Origin of the sequence: uncultured Candidatus Kuenenia sp. (assembly GCF_900696675.1) — a bacterium.
Taxonomy (GTDB): domain Bacteria; phylum Planctomycetota; class Brocadiia; order Brocadiales; family Brocadiaceae; genus Kuenenia; species Kuenenia stuttgartiensis_A.
This window is the reverse complement of the sequence record NZ_CAADGZ010000069.1, coordinates 1-17,316: the sequence shown is the minus strand read 5'-3', so window position 1 is coordinate 17,316 and position 17,316 is coordinate 1. Positions and strand designations below refer to the sequence as shown.

General features: G+C 39.5%; 11 protein-coding genes. 5 read left to right on the top strand and 6 right to left on the bottom strand.

Annotated features, from left to right (window positions below; translation table 11 throughout):
- Positions 1 to 629 precede the first annotated feature (629 nt).
- From QZT26_RS11025 to rho, 5 genes are all read left to right on the top strand, one after another.
- A complete protein-coding gene (locus tag QZT26_RS11025) occupies positions 630 to 1,049 on the top strand; it encodes a CBS domain-containing protein (protein WP_099325207.1) in 420 nt (139 codons plus the stop codon).
- Positions 1,050 to 2,084: 1,035 nt separating this feature from the next.
- Positions 2,085 to 2,603: a lipocalin family protein gene (locus tag QZT26_RS11020; protein ID WP_295102139.1), complete on the top strand. Its 519-nt coding sequence runs from the start codon at positions 2,085 to 2,087 to the stop codon at positions 2,601 to 2,603.
- Between the two features lie 807 nt (positions 2,604 to 3,410).
- A complete protein-coding gene (gene polA, locus QZT26_RS11015) occupies positions 3,411 to 6,074 on the top strand; it encodes a DNA polymerase I (RefSeq protein ID WP_295102136.1) in 2,664 nt (887 codons plus the stop codon).
- Positions 6,074 to 6,685, top strand: a complete 612-nt coding sequence (coaE, locus tag QZT26_RS11010; RefSeq protein ID WP_157820512.1) for a dephospho-CoA kinase — start codon at positions 6,074 to 6,076, stop codon at positions 6,683 to 6,685. The genes polA and coaE overlap by 1 nt, the downstream gene beginning before the upstream one ends.
- Before the next feature lie 107 nt (positions 6,686 to 6,792).
- Positions 6,793 to 8,049: a transcription termination factor Rho gene (gene rho, locus QZT26_RS11005; protein WP_197705414.1), complete on the top strand. Its 1,257-nt coding sequence runs from the start codon at positions 6,793 to 6,795 to the stop codon at positions 8,047 to 8,049.
- 657 nt (positions 8,050 to 8,706) lie between these two features.
- Here the strand turns inward: rho and QZT26_RS11000 are convergent.
- From QZT26_RS11000 to QZT26_RS10975, 6 genes are all read right to left on the bottom strand, one after another.
- Positions 8,707 to 9,003, bottom strand: a complete 297-nt coding sequence (locus tag QZT26_RS11000) for a hypothetical protein (RefSeq protein ID WP_295102134.1) — start codon at positions 9,001 to 9,003, stop codon at positions 8,707 to 8,709.
- A 73-nt stretch (positions 9,004 to 9,076) separates the two neighbouring features.
- On the bottom strand, positions 9,077 to 14,113 hold the full coding sequence (locus QZT26_RS10995) for a glycosyltransferase (protein ID WP_099325201.1): 5,037 nt from the start codon (positions 14,111 to 14,113) through the stop codon (positions 9,077 to 9,079).
- Positions 14,110 to 14,892, bottom strand: coding sequence for a class I SAM-dependent methyltransferase (locus QZT26_RS10990; RefSeq protein ID WP_099325200.1), 783 nt, complete (start codon positions 14,890 to 14,892; stop codon positions 14,110 to 14,112). Before QZT26_RS10990 ends, QZT26_RS10995 begins: the two co-directional genes overlap by 4 nt.
- Positions 14,889 to 16,022: a DegT/DnrJ/EryC1/StrS family aminotransferase gene (locus tag QZT26_RS10985; RefSeq protein ID WP_099325199.1), complete on the bottom strand. Its 1,134-nt coding sequence runs from the start codon at positions 16,020 to 16,022 to the stop codon at positions 14,889 to 14,891. Before QZT26_RS10985 ends, QZT26_RS10990 begins: the two co-directional genes overlap by 4 nt.
- Positions 16,023 to 16,440: 418 nt before the next feature.
- Positions 16,441 to 16,575, bottom strand: coding sequence for a four helix bundle protein (locus QZT26_RS10980; RefSeq protein ID WP_099325198.1), 135 nt, complete (start codon positions 16,573 to 16,575; stop codon positions 16,441 to 16,443).
- 29 nt (positions 16,576 to 16,604) lie between these two features.
- Positions 16,605 to 17,006: a hypothetical protein gene (locus QZT26_RS10975; protein ID WP_099325197.1), complete on the bottom strand. Its 402-nt coding sequence runs from the start codon at positions 17,004 to 17,006 to the stop codon at positions 16,605 to 16,607.
- Positions 17,007 to 17,316: the final 310 nt, after the last annotated feature.

Sequence of the window (17,316 nt, the reverse complement as noted above, 5' to 3'; positions counted from 1 at the left end):
GTAATTCCTGATTGTTTGATCGTCTAACAAGAGCGCCTCTGCTACTTCTTCATAACTCCATCCTGAATCAAGAAGAAGTATAGCTTTGATTCGGTCGGCATGACGTCTATGAGGCTCTTTCTTATGTGCTTTTTTAAATTCTATTCGGGTTTTTTCACTGAGAAATGGATTCATGCAGAATTTAATACTCTAGAAACAATTCAAATGCAAGAAAAAAACAGATTTTTATAAAAATAAATGCTTTTTACTATATAATCGTAACGTCCTGTATCGATGGAACAGGTGTCGGGATATGGATAGAAAGTATTTTGACTTCAATTGTCTAAAAAAGAAACACTTTCCGTCTCCCTTTGGGAGCCAAAGTCTCAATGATACTGGTCTCAAATCATTTACACGAAATGATTTGTTTGCCTTACCCGGATTTTTTATATAAGATAAACACATTGTAATTGCCTTCTTACAATGGTTAATTGATAGTAGTAAACTTATGACGATTTTTTAATATACGTGTTCTGTTGTAATCTTTGTTTAGTTCCGGCCTGTGCTGGTTAGTTATCAGAAAAAAGCATTTTTTCACCTACAAACCATTTTTCTCTTACTTAATTTGTGAATCTTTATAAATAATTACGATGAAAAATCTTGACCCAATTTCTCATGTCATAACGGCAAATGTACACACCGTATCCATAGATCAAAAACTGAGTACTGTACGTAAAATGATGGCAGAAAACCAAATTCATCATGTCCCTGTGGTAAATGATCGAAAACTTGTGGGTCTTATCAGCGCTACCGATATGTTAAAACTCAACATCGCATCCGCAAAAACGAATACTAAATTACTTGATGAATTAATTGACCAACAATATACCATAGAGCAGGTTATGCAGAAAAACTTAGTTACTATTAATATCAGGGACTCGATGAGAAAAGCTGCACATATTCTGAGTAATGGGCTATTTCACTCACTCCCCGTCATCGATGACGACCGCAACCTTATCGGAATAATTACCAGCACAGATTTGATCAGATACCTGGCGAAATCATATTAACCTTTCTGTGTAAGAGATTATAACGAACAACGAAGCATGAAGGAGTAACCACAGATTAATTGGCGCAGCCTTTGGCTGCAAACAAATTCAAAATGACAAAAAACGTAACATTTTAGCTTTTTGAAAAATTCACGGTATAGAAAAAATACCATGTAGCCCCGTTAGGGGCGGTCTGTTTGTAGCACAATAAAATTCAATAGAGTAAATAGCTCCGTAGGAGCGGCCTGTCCGTATTCAGGTAGACCTGTTTAATATGGATTTACAAGAGACAGGTCGCTCCTAATTGCAGAGACAGGTTTCAAACCTGCCTCTGCGATCTGTTATAATATTCTATTTTGCTACAAACAGGCTGCTCCTACGGAGCTTATAGGTAATACATTTTTCAAAAAACTAAAGTGTTACCAAAAAACCCAATGCTAGAAATTTTACGTAACACTCATTTAATCAATGCCTTACGGTTGTACATTTTGAAAAACTAGCAGAAAAACAAGGATTTGATGGATAGTAGTACAGATTAAAAATGCACATGGCGGGTTCAGGTTTGCAAACCAATGTCATTAAGTTAAGGTTATTTGATTGAAAACAACCCCCTTTATTCCCCTTTTCTAAGGGGGACTTTTGCGGCTGGTTGCTTAAATGACATTGGTTTGCAACCTGAACCCCCCACGTTTTATATTGTTCCTGCCTGCCCGGTAGGGTGACTTGGCTATTAAATACATAGAGCGCTATTCGCCAAATAAATTAGGATTCCTTTGGCAGCGACTTTATTCTGTTGTTGATGTTAATGTAGAGACGCATGCGATGCGTCTCTACAAAAATATTGAACTTCTTACGCTGGACAAGCCAGAACCAAACAAGCATGAAGCACGAAACAAATTCCAAAGCGCCCCAATTCCCCTCCGGAGGGAGAGAATGTCCTTTGCTGGCGAGGGTAGGGTGGGCAGAATTGAAATTTTGAATTTATTTCGAATTTAGAAATAAGGTAATATGTTTTTTATAAATCTTAACAAGTACTATTCAGGGAAAGGGGCTAATATGAAAAAGTATAGGGGAATTGTTGTGTTATTTGTTTTTACCCTGTTATTTGGATTCGGATGTGAAGAAAAAAACAAATCATCTTCTTCTGAATCAGCAGGGTTGTCAGGGACATGGTTGTTGGAAAAAGAAATTGTCGAAGGGTATGACATCGATGATGGAGAACGGGAAGACTGGAAAGAAACCAATGTGATTGATGAAGAAATTTTCCAGTTTAATGGTAATACCGCAAAATGGTACACTCATGAGAAAAAGTGCTACGAAGTGGACGATACCATTGCTTATAAAATCTCCGGTAGTAGACTTATCGGTTCTTTTTGGGAGGGAACAGATGCGGAAGACGGCAATGTTACCACATGGTCAACATCAATAGAATTTAAAAATAACTATCTTGTAATGACACGGACAGAAGATATAAAAGAACCTGGCTATGAATCTCACGAAAAAATTACACAGTATTTTAAAAAATACACTGGCACATTGCCACCTTCCGGATGGCCGAGACAACAATGCAAATGATTTTTTCCAAAAATGCTGTCCAATTTTCAAATCTACAATATAAAGGTATGTAACACTTTGGTTTAAAAAAAACGTATTACCGATAAGTAGATCGTAGAGACAGGTTTGAAACCTGTCTCTATAATCAGGAGCGGCCTGTCTTCCTGTCAATCATATACAGGCCGCTCCTACGGAGCTATTTACTCTATTGAATTTTATTGTGCTACAAACAAGACCGCCCCTAACGGGGCTACATGGTATTTTTTCTATACCGTGAATTTTTCAAAAAGCTAAAATGTTACAATATTTACTTGTTTACGCCCAGCATGGATGAACGTATCTATTTTAAAACAAACCTTGCAGAGAAAATGAAAAAAACCGCTGTAGGTAAATCGATGGCCGTTTTTTTAAAAATTAACGTGTATAGCAAAACTCCAAGAAACCTTGGTAAATGCGGTGTTGATTTTGCATATTTGACTTGACAAAACATTTATACATGGTAACATTTTTTGTAATTACGTTTCAGAAAGTATTCCATCCAATTTTTGCATAGCGGTAAATCAAATCCTTTTTTCCAGTCTGTGCATTTTCCGTTTTTTTCCATACGAAAACTGTTTTTTAATACCACAGTTGTTTTATTGAACAAGCTATTCCTTTTCCACTTTTTAGAGACCTGATTGTAAATAACATACAACATATCCTCTTTATTTACCTTACCAGCGCAATCACCCTGTCTGTCATATAGTTGTAAAATGCCAATAGCATTCTTTATGTAACATGACACACACGGTTTTGCATAGTAGAACCAAATTACAATACTAACCCAAAATGCCGGAACGGTTTTTTATCATCGATGGCCATTCTCATTGTTATCAGGCGTTTTATGCTATTACGGCAAAGCTGACAACGCCTGACGGCACACCGGCAAACGCAGTATATGGTTTTACAAGGATGTTGCTGAAATTGCTGCGGGAACAACGTCCTGACTATTTGGCGCTGGTATTTGACACAAAATATACTACAAACCGACATCAAAAATATAGTGACTACAAAGCAACCCGCAAGGAAACACCGGAAGATTTGCAAGTTCAGATCCCTTTGATTTATAAAGTTGTCAGAGCGTTTGGCATTCCGGTTTACGCGGCAAAGGGGTATGAAGCGGACGATGTGATTGGGTCGTTAGTAACCGTACTGGAAAAAGAAGAAATAGAAGTGGTAATTGTCACCTCGGACAAGGATTTGGAGCAATTAATCGGGCCGAAGGTAAAAATACTGCACGCAAAAAAAGGGGAGATTATTGATTCGGACGTGCTATTTACGCAAAAGGGCATTATGCCGAATCAGGTGGTTGATGTGCTGGCACTTGCGGGAGATGTTTCTGATAATATTCCCGGTGTTCCTGGTATTGGTAATAAAACCGCCCTCGATCTTATCAAAAAATGGGGGTCGCTGGAATCCGTACTTGCCAATGTTGGTCATATTTCCGGGAAAAAAAGACAGGAAAACCTGCGGACATTTGCCGACCAGGCCAGGTTCTCCAGGGAACTGCTGGATCTTTATAACGATATCCCCCTCACGGTGGATATGGAATCCTGCAGACTGTCCACCGGAGAGAATATAAAACTCAGGAAATTATTTCGATCTTTTGGATTCAATACCCTTCTCTCCGATATGGTAGCTACTGCAAATACAGAGGCGACACATTATTATCTCATAAATACTATTGAACAATTTCACGGGTTTCTTGAGCAGATAAGCAAAAAAGACGCCTTTGCAATAGATTTGGAAACAACCGGTACCGATCCCCTTAAAGCACACATTGTCGGACTTTCTTTTTCATGGGAACAGAAGGAAGCATATTATGTGCCTTTGATGGCGCCTGAAAACACAAGGCATTTAACGGCGGATATTGTTCTTCCTGAAATAAGAAAAGTCCTGGAAGACGAAAGTAAAAAGAAAATAGGACAAAATATCAAATATGATTTGCTTGTGCTGAAAAAACACAACATCGGGTTAAAAGGCATTTATTTTGATTCAATGATTGCTTCTTATCTGCTCAATCCGGCGAAAAGAAACCACAATCTTGATGACATTGCCTTTGAATACTTATCTTACAAAACAATAATGATCGCTGAATTAATCGGTTCCGGCAAACAGCAGATAACGATGGATAAAGTGCCGGTAGATAAGGTATGCCAATATGCCTGCCAGGACGCCGACATAACATTTCGCCTGGCGGAAACAATGTCGCCGTTATTAAAGAAAGAAGGATTATGGCAGCTTTTTCAGGAAATAGAGATTCCTCTGATTTATGTGTTGGCGGAAATGGAGGGGAATGGCATCTGTATTAATGCAGACTTTCTTCGGCAGATGTCCGGTGATTTAGCGGCACAATTGCAGTGTCTGGAAAAAGAAATCTATCGTGTTGCAGAGCAGGAGTTTAATATCAGTTCTCACAAACAATTGGGGGCAATCCTTTTTGATAAATTCCAATTACCAAAATTAAGGCGCACAAAAACAGGCGTATCAACAGATGCAAACGTGCTGGCTTCCCTTGCATGGCGTCATCCATTGCCAAAACTGGCGCTGGAATACCGGCAGCTTGCGAAGCTTAAAAGCACGTATGCAGACGCCTTGCCGAATCTCTTAAATCAGGATACAGGGAAAATCCATACGACCTTTAATCAAACAGTGACGTCAACTGGCCGCCTCAGCAGCAGTAATCCAAATCTTCAGAATATTCCGGTCAAAACAGATATTGGCAAACAAATTCGCAGGGCGTTTATTCCATCCGGAAAAAACGCAGTGTTCTTGTCGGCGGATTATTCGCAAATCGAGTTAAGGATACTTGCACATTTTTCTGAAGATACGGCGCTGATGGAGGCGTTCAGGGAAGATTTGGATATTCACGCTGCGGTGGCGTCCTCCATTTATCATGTTCCTCTGGAAAACGTAACGACAGAAATGCGGCGCAATGCGAAAGCGATAAACTTTGGCATTATTTACGGACTTAATGAATATGGGCTTTCACGGGATACCGGTCTTTCATTAAATGATGCAAAAGATTTTATCGATGCATATTTTACTTTGTATCAGGGGGTGCGGGAATTCAGGGATAAGGTAGTCGAAGAGGCGAAAGAAATGGGATATGTAAAAACACTTTTTAATAGAAAACGTGCCATTCCCGATATTAATGCAAAGAATAAACGGTTCAGAAACCTCGCGGAGCGTATTGCCATAAACACGATAATTCAAGGCTCCGCCGCTGATTTGATAAAGGTTGCAATGAACAATATTTATTCAAAATTGAAATGCGGGGATTATGAAGCACGCATGCTGCTGCAAATACATGATGAACTGCTTTTTGAAGTAGGGGTACAGGCGCTGGAGCAGACTCGTATAATGGTGCAGGAAGAAATGGGGCATGCCGTAACGCTCAGGGTTCCCGTTAAGGTGAATATCAAGACGGGGAAAAACTGGATGGAAACATAGTGCGCAACAGACCAAAAATTATTGGCATAACAGGAGGCATCGCCAGCGGAAAAAGTGCCATTGCCCGGATGCTGGCTTCGCTGGGAGCGGCACACATCGATGCCGATGAGATGTGCCATACACTGCTTTTAAGAGATGAGATTAAAAAAAATATAATAGAAACATATGGCAATACGGTGAAAAATGGCTATGGCGGAATAGACCGCAGACAACTGGCAGAGATCGTATTCAGGGATAAGGCCGGTTTGGATACTTTATGCTCGATATTGCATCCCATTATTATAAAACAAATCTATGCAAAAATTGACGACATAATACATCGCGGCAAAAAGCATGCTATCGTTATCGATGCTGCTTTATTAGAAGAATCGGGGCTTTCAATGGTATGTGATTATGTGGTATTTGTAAATACCGGCAAAGACCAACGGATAAAGCGAAGTCAAATCAGCAGGCACTGGAGCAAAGGAGAATTGGAAAAAAGAGAATCTTTCCAGATGGATCTGCAAGAGAAGAAAAACAAGGCGGATTATATTATTGATAATAATTTCTCGGTCGATAATACATTTCTGCAAGTCAAAAAATTCTGGCAACTTTATATAGAGGATAAATAGTTATGAAAGGTAAGGAGACAATGAATATGGTCTTGGACAGTAAAAAAGAAATAGAAGTAATAGATAAAGAAACAAATGAAAAATATGAGGAAATCAAACGCGGCAAAATGCACATAACAGAACTGCAAAAGAAAACAATCAAGGAATTACAGGATATCGCCAAGAAGGAAGGGCTTAAAGAATACACGGGATTAAAGAAGCAGGAACTGATCTTTAAAATCCTGAAGGAAAGAGTCAATCAAAATGGTCTGATGTACGGAGAAGGCGTAGTGGAGGTGCTTCCGGAGGGTTTTGGTTTTCTCCGTTCACCTGACTATAATTACCTGCCTTGCCCGGACGACATCTACATTTCGCCTTCGCAAATACGCCGTTTTGGCATTCGTACCGGCGCTGTTGTATCAGGGCAAATAAGGCCACCAAAGGATTCAGAACGGTATTTTGCATTGTTGCGTGTTGAGGCAATAAATTTTGAAAATCCGGAAATGATGGGAGATAAGATTGTTTTTGATGACCTGACTCCCCTTCACCCAACTGAAAGGCTTTTTTTAGAAAAAGATCCTGCTGAACTTGAGACAAGAATTATGGATTTTGTTACGCCTATCGGCAAAGGCCAGAGGGGTTTAATCGTAGCGCCTCCACGCACGGGGAAAACAGTGTTGCTTCAAAAAGTAGCAAATAGTATTACAAAAAACCATCCCGAAGCGTATTTGATTATCCTGCTCATCGATGAAAGGCCGGAAGAAGTTACGGATATGGACAGGTCGGTTGATGCGGAGGTTATAGGATCTACCTTCGATGAGCCGGCAAGCAGGCATATTCAGGTTGCGGAAATGGTAATAGAAAAGGCAAAACGCATGGTGGAATATGGCAAAGACGTTGTTGTGCTGCTCGATTCCATCACAAGACTGGCAAGGGCATACAACACAGAGATTCCCCACAGTGGCAAAATACTGTCCGGCGGTGTGGATGCAAGTGCCCTTCAGAAACCTAAAAGGTTTTTCGGGGCTGCAAGAAACATTGAAGAAGGCGGCAGCCTTACCATCATTGCAACCGCACTTGTTGATACGGGAAGCAGGATGGATGAGGTTATTTTTGAAGAGTTCAAGGGCACTGGCAATATGGAGCTTCATCTTGACAGGAAGCTGGCAGACCGCAGACTGTTTCCCGCAATTGATATTACCCGTTCAGGTACCCGCAAAGAAGAGTTAATTGTTAATGCAGACGAAATTAAACGCATCTGGATACTCAGAAAGGTGCTTAACGAAATGAATCCTATAGAAGCTATGGAATTATTAAAGAACAGGCTTTCAAAAACAAAAACAAATGCCGAATTTCTTATGACGATGAATATTAGCGGACTCTAGCGGGGTGAATCTTTACAACAGTTTATTAATACACGCCTTCAAAAAATAAAAACGCTTTTTTCTGTACCTTCCTTTTACCAATTGGCCCTTATTGAAAAATAACGGGCATATCTCAATGAAGAAAGTATGCAGCACTGAAAATTGGCACGAATAGGGGCATTATGCGAGTGTTCTGTTAATTTAGCCACCTTCCGTGATATTGCCTTTCATAAAGAACAAGGCAGTATGCCTAACACTTTAAATAGCGAAGAGAAAAGATGCAACAACACGGTCATATATTTTTTTAATGGTAACGGATGGAGCCCATGCACTCTGTCTCCTAATCAAGGGGGGAGCATTCCCGATTTTTTGTAAAAATGTCATTTAGCAGGGGGAGAGAATAGTAACTCAAGCTTCCAGCTTGAGGGCAAAATGCCACAAGCAGGATGCTTGTGTTACAATGTACAATTAGTTAACCAAAAAATCGGGAATGCTCCTGTTGTTCAAACAATGTCCCCCGCTGGCGGGGGTTCAGGGGGTGGACTGGATTTCTCCATCGATTCAACTACCCCTTTATTATGAAAACAAACTTGCCCCTCTTTCCTACGCTCCGCACACGGGTCAAATGGACAATTTTATCCTGTTTCGTGACATGCATTTCCACGCAAAGCTTAGGAATTAGAAGAAAAACTTATGGCTATTCATGTTATAAACCTTCCAGATTTCCTCCGCAGACAATTCCACCCCCTTAATCCCCCGCCAGCGGGGGACAGGCTTGCCACATCCCTTGCAGCGTTGTTTTGCCCCAATCACACAAACGGTTACAAAAAATCGGGAATGCACCCCTTCACAAATTTGTCTATCTGATACTATCGGCTCCTGAGACGCGTCAGATATTTGATTGTTTATTTTCCTTAAAGACATCGGGTGCATGGTGAAATATACGGCGCGGCCCGTCAGCTCTGTGTATGTCATAATATTTCACATTGTCAGCCATAAGTCTGTCCATGTCTTTTGCGTTCTCCGTCTTCTCTGCGGTATACCAGTGTTATGAAATTTTCAGGCTGGATATTTTTTCAAGATTTTGTTGCGCCTCTGCGTAATCAACGTCTATTGCCAATGCCTTTTCAAAGCAGTGCCTTGCATCATCATGCATTCTTTTCCTGAAATACAAAACGCCCAAATTGTTATAAATAGTGGCGTCAGCATTGTGTAATTCAACTGCCTTTCGGAAAGCAGCAATGGCATCGTCTACCTTTTGGGTATTTATGTATGAAAGGGCAAGATTGTAGTATGCGTCATAAAGGCGGGAAGTTTCTTCCGGCGGTAATTGTTGCTTGGGAGAAGGGCTTGTTTCGATGGCTTTTTTATATGCATCAATCGCTTCGTTGTAAGCACCACTTTGAAATGAAGCTTCCGCTCTATTAAATAGTCCTCTAATTTGTTTTTCCCGGTAAATTTTTATTCCCCGTTGTAAAACAACATTTCTTGTATAATCCATTACCTCTTTTCTACCGAATGTGGTTGACGAGCCATCTTCCCTCCAGGAATATTCACAGGTAATTTTCCTGATATGCGCAAATTGGAATTTTGTTGACATCCTTATCCATAAATCCCAGTCCTCGTGAGCACCAAGCGTTTCATCAAATATTCCTACAACGTCAATGCACGATTTATAATGCATAATACAGGGCGTCGGTATAAAATTACCCGTAAGGATACGATCATAGTCAAAGTCAAAAGAATAAGGTATCTCTTTGTTTTTTGTTATATATTTTCCGTGTTCCTTCTCTTGAAATGCCCTGTAAGCATCTGTATAAGCAACTTTATAAGTATTGTTTGTTTCCAGAAAGCTGACCAGTGTTTCAATATGGTCGGGATAAAAAATATCATCATCATCAAGATACGCAATATATTTACCAGAAGCATGTTTTATTGCAGTATTTCTTGCAGCAGAGCGATCTTTATTTATATTGTGAACGAAATATTTGATAGATAATCGATCCCTGAATGTATCAATGACATTTAGCACATCTATTCCGGCGTCGTTAACTACAATGGTTTCAATAAACTTGTACGTTTGTGCGACAATACTCTCCAGTGCAATCTTCAGGGTGCCTGGTCTGTTGTAAGTGGGAATAATGATGCTGACTAATGGTAACTTCGCGATGGGTTTCTCTTGGATATCCTTTAACTTTTTATATTTTTCTTGAATAACAAGTGTTTCTTGTTGGGTTAGTTCCTGGTTTCTATATTCTGCACTTTGTGGAGATCTTAGATATAATCCCAGATATTCAGGAATATGTTTAAAATGATATTTTTGGGAAATTCTTAACCAAAATTCATAGTCTCCGGCGACCTGGAATATATCATCAAAATAGCCAAACTCACTATGAACTAACTTTCTCCACATCGGTTGTGGTCCAATGCTGCATACTTTTAACAAATAATTTCTGTTGAAATCTGGCCATTGGAAGACACCAACTGGTTTGTGGTGTTCAAAGGTCTCATTTTCTGTTTCGGTAATAATTTGATTCCCGTATACCAATACAACATCAGGGTTTTCATCCAATTCATTTGCTAAAATTTCCAAACCATCCTTGCGGTGGCGGTCATCCGTATTGGCATTAGTGATATATTCTCCTTTGGCAATTTTGATTGCCCGGTTCCAGGCGGCATAAATGGTTTCCCGTTTTTCAGTCCGTATATAAACAATGTCCCTGTATGATTTTTGAAACTCATCAACAATAGCTTGTTCATTTTGCGGTGAACAACTGTCTATCACAATAATTTCCAGTGCACCCTTCTTGTATGATGTTTGATTTGTCAAATCCTCTAAACAACCACGGATAAATCGTTCGGAATTGTATGTCGATACTATTGCAGAAACTTTAATATCTGAACTTTTCTCTTCTGATACATGGATTAGTTGCTCAAGATATTCCAAGTTCTCCTTTGCAATTTGATTGTTAGAATCATTCCTTAAAACTTTGTTTAAAATTTCTCTTGCGTTAAATAGGTTATTTTCTGAGATTTCTATAACCGCAAGATCATTAAGTGCATCAATGTGCCTATCATCGATCTCTAAGATATTTTTCAATATCTCACGTGCATTCGAATATTCCTTCTGTTCAATTAGTTTCTCAGCTTCTAAAAATAATTTATGTAAAGATACCTGATTTTCTAAATATTTAACATTCTCAAGTGCAACATTATTAGAAGGATCAAGTTCAAGAATTTTTTGTAAAACTTCTCGTGCTGATTCCCAATTTTTTTCAAGAATTTCCGTTACTGCAAAATTGTTAAGTGCTTTTACATTATTTGGTGACTGGTTAAGAACTTTTGCTAATAGTTCTTTTGCCTTTTTAGCATTACCCTCTTGCAATGCTTGTTTGGCTTGAAGATTAAGCATTTCTAATAGATGTTGAAAATCTGCCTCTGTTCTTCCGGATATTCCAGAACAAGCTTCAGTCGTAACGGCAGTAGTTCCAAGTGCAGTCGCCCCCGCTGGCAACGGTGCGTGATCTTTAACGTTCACTTGTTTCTTTATGTATTCGAGGCTTTCAATAGCAGTTTTATTTGCCGGATGTAATTGTAATACCTTGGTTAACACCTTTCCGGCGACTTCAAAATCGTTTCTTGCAATTCTGATTTTAGCAATAGCATTCAAGGCATCCACGGAATTCTTGTCAATTTCTAAAACCTTTTCCAATATCTTATATGCTTCAGCATATTGCTTTTGTCCTACTAATTTTTCTGCTTCTAAAACTGCCTTGTATAAAACAAGGTGTCTTTCCAATTGTTTAGTATTTTCCAGCGCAACCTTGTTGGAAGGGTCAAGATATAAAACCTTTCTTAAGGCTTCTGTTGCCGCATCCCAATTCTTTTCAAGGATTTCAATAACTGCAAGATTATTAAGCGCTTTTATATTGTCCGGTAACTGATTAAGAATTTTCGACAATAGTTCCTTAGCTTTCTGTATATTACCGTCTTGCAATTCTTGTTTGACTAGTAAATTAAGAAATTCCAAAGATTTTTCCGTGCTGATACTCAACACGTCAGCCGATGACACCTGTCCTGCTTTCCCGTAGGAACTATCACTTTGCCATTTTCTCAACAAAGAATTCATCTTATCAAGGAATGGATGAATCGTTTTATTCAAATCTAATTTGTTTTCAAAAAAGCCATAGCATCGTTCTTTGTATGCAAAAGGGGCTTCGCACAAGGCTCCTGGGTTTATACCATCGCCACTTTTAAGCGATATACCAAGACCATACGACTCTACGTATCTGCTCATTTCGCCAATCTCATTGATAAGCAACGGCAAGCCATGCTGAAGATATGTAGCTATCTTACCGGATGCCATTCCGAGGTAAGTTAGATTATTACCGGTAAAAATACCTTGTTTGGTTGCTCTGTAGAGCGCTATGCCTAAATCGCAGGAATGTAATAATATATGCATATCTTGCACTAATTTAACAGGGTCAAACGAAAAGTAAATATTTGGTTTGTTTTTGTAGCGTTCGTATATGGTATGCACTCCACCATCAAGTCCGTAACGATTGTGCAAAACCAGCACCCACTCAGGATCCCAGCGTGAAACGCTTTCTATAAGTTCTTCCGCCATTGTCCATTTATCAATACTACCCGCCAAAAGGGCTATTTTCTTTCTGTGGTCTATTCCGAATTTATCGTGAAAATACCAACACCTTTCACCGCGTTTTACGGCACGTCCGGCAACCGGAATGTTAATTATTTTTTCCAGTGGAATCCTGTTTTCCTTCGATAATTGAGCGGAGCGAATCTCATCCTGACAGATAGCAAAAGAAATATTCTGACACGCGTGTATTTCAGTCTGTTTGAATTGCACACCGGCTTCATCAGCAAAAAATATTTCATAAGAGATCAACCCACAAGGAACTTCCAGTGCACTAGCGATAATTGAAGCTTCAATAATACCACGGTCAACCCCAACCACGAGATCATAGTCCTTGTAAACACTTCGTACATGTAGTGCTAATTCTTGCGGGGAAAAAAACACTTTTGAAGCCAATAAGCATACTCCAGCGGTACTATCTCGTGTCCCATCGAAAAGGAACATCTGTGATCCATAGCACAGAGCCTTCTGAGCAATCGTTTCATGCTTCAGAGAAAAAACATCTGCACTGCAACCGTTTTCACATAGAATTTCCACAATTCCGCTCAGATTAGGGTTGTTGTGCAAGTTTCCTTCCGGGTGGACAATCAATATTTTTTTGTCTTTTTTATTGTAAAAAGACTTGCCGGACCATTTTTCTTTAAAGGAAGACAACTCCCCCTCCGTATAAAAATGTTTTGAATACCTGGAATCGTATATTTTATCAACTATCTGTCCAGGGATACGCAATGAATTTACTACTTCTTTGTAGTATTCGTTATACCACTTATCTGACCCTATATTTTCTTTTACGATAGTAAAATCATGTATGTCTAAAAACTGCCGAAAAGCTTCCTTGTGAATTTCAGATAATTTCTCCAACTTAATGACAAGAATATCTGCCTTTTCCGTTTGAAATATTTGATAACCATTCGTCTTGCTAAAGTCATGTGAATAGACGTCAAATCCGAATACTTCCTTGATCTCTTTGTCAAACCAACTGCAGGCATAATCAGTTGATTCGTCAAATTTAATGATCATGTTGTATAAATATGTTTTAATTTCTATCAGGGCATTTTTACTATCAAGTGTTCTAATTTGTGGGAAATCGCGCTCTATGTTTTGAAATAGATCAGATATATCCCTGGCTATGGGATCTCTAACAAGGGTAATAACTTTCCATTTCTGCTCTCGTGTGGAATTTTCAATCTCGATACATATCTGTTTCGATTCGTAAATATGGTTAGGAACTTCTATATATGGAAGGCTTCGGTAGTAATCTTCCACACTCTTTATCCCGCTTTTTGACAAAAAATGTGCGTGGTAAACTCTGTTATAAAGATTCAGTCTCTGCAATGACTTCAAAATTGCTGTGGAGCCTACTTTGCCCATTTGATAGACAAGGATGGGTGGCAAGGATTTGTTATTTTTTTCCTGACGCGGTTTCATTTAGCAACCGCCATTTGCTTTGTAGCGACAAAATAAGCCTTCCATGTATTTAAACCTAAAGGATTGTCCGTCATCCATTCGGCACATTCTAAAGTGTTTAATCCTGAAACAGATACTAATTCATCTATCTCCGGCTTAAATAAATACCGCATAGGGTGGGTTTCCCTGATTTCAGTAACATTATTGGTAACTTTGTCAATGACGAATACGTGATACTTTACATGCACCTTATTCTCGTTTGGAAATATTTCCGGTTCTGCAATCCTGATTATTCTGGTATCTTTACTCTCTACTCGCTTAATTCTCGTTTCAGGTCGCACATGCAATACTGCAGGTCCGTACCAACAATCAAAAATAAAAAGCCCATTATTATTCAGATGTATCTTTACAGTTTCAAAAACAGATTTCAAGTCCGCATTAGTAATTTGGTAACTGATTACATGAAACAGCGAAATAACAATGTCATAGGTTTTATTTGCTCTGTAGATGCGAACATCACCTTCATGGAACTCCAGGCAATTTTTAAATTTATCGATATCTGTAAGTTTTGAGTTCGCTTTTTTGATGTTAGATCCGGAACAGTCTATGCCGGTAATATCGTATCCTTTTTGTGCTAAGAGAAAATCATGGGTTCCCGTGCCGCACCCGAGATTCAGGATTGATTTTGCATTTGGCCGGTATTTTTTAATGATAGTATCAATAAAACCCGCCTCGGAAGCATAATCTTTGTCGTTATAGAGAATATCATAATACTCGGAGTATTTATCAAAAACCTTCATGCCAGCACCTCGTGTAGCGCCCGGGAAACTTCATTTATTTGGTTATCCGTTAAGGCAAGACCGCTGGGGATATAAAATCCACGGCGGGAAATCCTTTCAGCAACTGGATGAGATTCTCCTTTAAAGAACCCCATCTTTTTGAATACCGGCTGTTCATGCATCGGCCAGAAAAACGGACGGGTACCGATGCCTTTCTCACCCAATCGTTTCATGGCTTCTTCTGCGTCAAAAGGGATTTCGTCTTTTAGCACAATGCCATAAACCCAATAGATGTTTTCTGCATAATCCGTTTTTTGTACCGGCAGGTCAATTGATTTAATGTCGGATAGAAGTTCGGTGTATTTTTGTCCCATTTTGCGTTTTTTTATAACAAACACATCCAGTTGTTCCATCTGTGCTATTCCAACGGCTGCCTGAAGATTGGTCATTCGAAAATTCCAGCCAAGTTCCTCATGAACAAATCTTTTCTTAGCCAGAAAACAGAGGTTTCTCAAAGAGCGGCATTTCTCTGCTAACGCGTCACTATCGGTCAAAATCATTCCCCCTTCGCCGGTGGTTACATGCTTGTTAGGGTAAAAACTCATTGTGCTTATATCGCCATAACTGCCACATGGCTGCCCCTTATATGTTTGCCCTAGCATCTCTGCCGCATCTTCAATAATCAAGAGACGGTATTTTTCTGCCAGTTCTAATATTGGTTCCATATCCACGGGAAGGCCGTAGATATGAACCACCATAATCGCCTTTATTTTCTTGTTCCCTTTCCTATCAATCTCATCCTTAAGCTTAATCTTGAGTTTCTCCGCATCAATATTCCAGGTAATGGGGTCAGAGTCTATCAAAACTGGCATTGCACCGGCACGAACGACAGCAGCAGCACAGGATATTATGGTAAAGGTGGGTATAATAACCTCATCTCCCTCTCCGATGCCGAGGGCTGCAACCGCCGCCTCCAGCGCAACAGAGCCGTTGCTTACGGCGATTCCATGCCTTCTGGATACACGCGCAGCAATACCCTGTTCAAACTGGCGGACAAAAGGCCCTTCCGAAGATATCCAGCCGGTATCGATGCATTCTGCCAGGTATTTCTTTTCATTGCCGGTTAGCAGTGGTTCGTTGACGGGGATCATAGTTTGGTATATCCAGGTTGAGGTTGAGGTTGAGGTTGAGGTTGAGGTTGAGATTTTAGGGATTTGATGAGGCGATTAATAGATTCATATAATTTGTTTAGCTTGTGGTCAATCATACTTATATCTGCCTGGTGAAAATATCTTACTATCAAACCATATCCCAGGTGGTTTTGCGTCTCTGCTACTGAACCTCTGGAAAAATAATAGAAATTAATTTTGTCGTTTATATGATACCGACCAAATGCCTCTGCAATGTTTGCGGGGATACTTAAAGCTGCCCGTCGTATTTGAGAAGTTAGACGGGAGCATTCCCGATTTTTTGTAAGTGTTCATGGAGTTGAGGCAAAACAACCCTGACAGGGTTTGAAACCCTGTCAGGGTTAACACTACTGTACGTTTTATTAAAACATGGCGGAAGTCACAAAAAATCGGGAATGCACCCAGTTAGACCATAATCCTCTTTCTTTGGAAGAGATTCCGTTAGCCGGAGAACTGATTCTGCCATCTCCATTGCCTCACTCCATATAGGCATTTCCCTGAAACTTTTATACATTCCTCAACCTCAATCTCAATCTTTATCTCTTAAAACCTCTCCTTATCCTCTTCACCAGCGTAGGGTCCCTGTTTAACCTCAATCATTTCTGTATCTTCAAGCATCAAAAAATCATGGCCGCCTGAGACAAGCAGGATTACATCGCCTGCTTTTAATGTCCTGCAATCCAGATATTGTTTTTCTTCATTGTAGAAATTTATCTTAACCTTGCCCTTTTTTATAAACAAGGTTTCCTGCGTATATTTAACATTTCTTGGAACGGGTTTATGGATATGCGCCTGAATTGTATATCCGGCAGGACGTTTCATATATGCAAGCTGCTGTGAGAAATTATCAGGCGTTAAGAATTCAATGCCCTCTTTTTCATATTCAGCATAGATGATAATTGCTATCATGCGATAGTCATCGAATATTTGTTCTATTTTATTCATGTTTTTAACATATCAAACCAGCATATCAGGGGATATATTATTACTAGTATAACGTTTCATTAAAATATCTACATTGATACCGTCATTGCGAGCTACAGCGAAGCAATCTTAAGTCTTTTGGGAACAAGAGATTGCTTCGTCGCTCCACTCCTCGCAATGACATTTTTTGTAGGTTTTTCTTTGTACTACTATCCATCAATTTCTTGTTTTTTATGCGTGTTTTTCATGCCGCCATTTCCGTAAGTGCTTTAATATCAAGGGCTGAAGCGGTCATCAGTGAACAAGAGAACTTCTGGCCTTTCTCCGTCAA